Source organism: Flavobacterium sp. AK-301 (assembly GCF_058310215.1).
Window position 1 is genome coordinate 1 of record NZ_JBZEES010000029.1, and the last position, 2,281, is coordinate 2,281.

The window sequence follows — 2,281 nt, forward strand, 5'->3', positions numbered from 1 at the left end:
GGCATAATAGAATATTTGTATTTACCTGCTCCGCCTGTTGCTATTACTGTGATCTGTCCTTTTGCATTACAATTCGCGTTTTTAATTATAAATTCTTCTTCCTCTAGGTTTAGCTTATTAGTGGCTTCTGTAATTTTAAAGGATTCAGTAGCCTGAATGCAACCATCTTCAGTTCCTAATTTTTCTTTAAGTAAAATAAAATATTCTCCCGGTTCTAATGGTCCTATATCATTTTTACTAACAACACCTCCAACTTCAAAGGCTTCTCCACTCATTCCTACTCCTTCTACCGGCATAGTACTTAAAGCATGATAAACTTGATATTCTACTAAACTAATTCCTTCGTTATGACCTATAAGGGTGAAACTCACTTTTCCGTCTCCGTCTCCTTTACAGCTAACATTTACAGGGGTAACTTTAGAAATTAGTGTTGGTAATGACGGAACAGGCGACTCGGCTCTATCATAATAATAACAACCTGTACTACTATCATATACAATAAAACTATAGGTAACACCCGGAGTAAGATCGTCAAATGTAGCCGATAATCCTTTCGAACCGACATCTGCCGGTCGATAATCAGGACCCGGATAATTAGGTTTGCTTCCTCTATAAATGGCAAAAAAGAAAGGTTTATCCCCCAGTAATTCACCCTTAACCGTAACTATTGCTGATCCAAGAGTACAACCTTCTCCCGCAACGATCTCTGTATTAACCGTCAAATCGCTCGGTCGTGAAGCAATCTTAATGTTACGTTCAAAAAACAGACAACCATTTTTATCAATAACCTCAACATCATAAAATCCAAAATCTAAATCTTTAAAAGTATGATTTACTTCTGTTGTTGTTAGAGGTCCTCCTATTAGAGTTCCTGAACTATTTCTTAAATAATACGTATAAGGAGCGGTTCCTCCTGTAACTGTCTTGACATAAATCGCACCAAACGAATCATCTTCTTCTGATCTACATACGAGATCCTCTTTATCCCAAGTAAATTGAATCGGATCATTCTCTTCGATTTTTACGGTTACAAAAGCACTGCATTCCTTATCGTCAACAACGGTTACTTTATAATTCCCGGCAGGTAAGCCTGTGGTCTGAGTTTTATAATCTGTATTGGTATCTGTATTAACAACTGTAATAGTATAAGGAGCAGTTCCTCCTGTAATGTCTACATTAATCACTCCGGTTTCTGAACCGTGACACTTAATAACTGCTTCCGGAGTTGCTGTTACAACAGGAGACACTAATGGTCCGACCACTACTTCAGCTGTTGTATATTCACAACCTTTGCCTTCTTTATCTTTAAAAGAATCTATAACTTTAAAAGTATAGCTTCCCGGTTCTGCTGTTTTATAATCTATTGTTACTCCTGTCAGTTCAACTAAGGAGCCTATAGGTGTTCCGTCTTTATAAATCTGATACTGAAAAGGAGCAATACCTCCTTGTACTGTTAATTTTATATCTGCTCTGGAATCTGCTGAACAATCCAGTTCTTTTTGTAATGTTGCTGAAGCGATAAATCGTTCCGGAACATCTATGCTTATTTCTGTTACACAACCCAACTGATCACGAATCGCAAATTTATGGGTTCCCGGTAATTTGGTGGAACTAAACTTTGTGCCTGTTTTCTGCCAACTAGCACCTTCCACACCTACTTCTTTCATATAATAATTGGGTTCTCCTTCTATTATATAAGGCTTCCCTCCTGTTATATCAACAATAAAATCATAGGAAGAGCAATCCTGTGTGACAGTAGCAACAATCTCTTCTGATTCTATCAGATCAAATGAAACAACTGCCGAACAACCATTACTATCTGTTACGGTTGCTGTATATTTTCCTTTTACCATCAGACCGGCAAATTCATGTTCGGACTGAGTCAATGTTCTTCCGTTAGGAAATTCTAATACATATTTATTGTGACCTGATCCACCTTCTGCTTTCAGTTCTACGGTAACGGCATTACAAGTGATCAAAGTCTGTTTCCCTACTGAAAGTGTTAATTCCTCAGGCTTCACAATTGTTACCGGTACATCTAATATTTTTTGAAACTCACATAGAGTACTTACATTTTTTACTTTAATGATATATTCACCCGGTGCAAGATTGTCTACTGTAAATTGTGAATTAGTATCTACAGGAGCAACAATCCAGGAAACACCATTATCGAGACTATACTGAGGATCTATAGCATTATTTATTTTTATAGTAGCTGTTCCATTTGTATCATTGAAACACAGAACGTCTGTTTTACTAATTAGATCAGCTGTGAATTTTC

At 36.9% G+C, this 2,281-nt stretch carries 1 protein-coding gene; it reads right to left on the bottom strand.

Going from position 1 to position 2,281, the window contains the following annotated elements; all coding sequences use genetic code 11:
- Positions 1 to 2,281, bottom strand: a 2,281-nt coding sequence (locus AC4FQX_RS15045; protein ID WP_491168539.1) for a hypothetical protein, incomplete at both ends; no start/stop codon positions are given.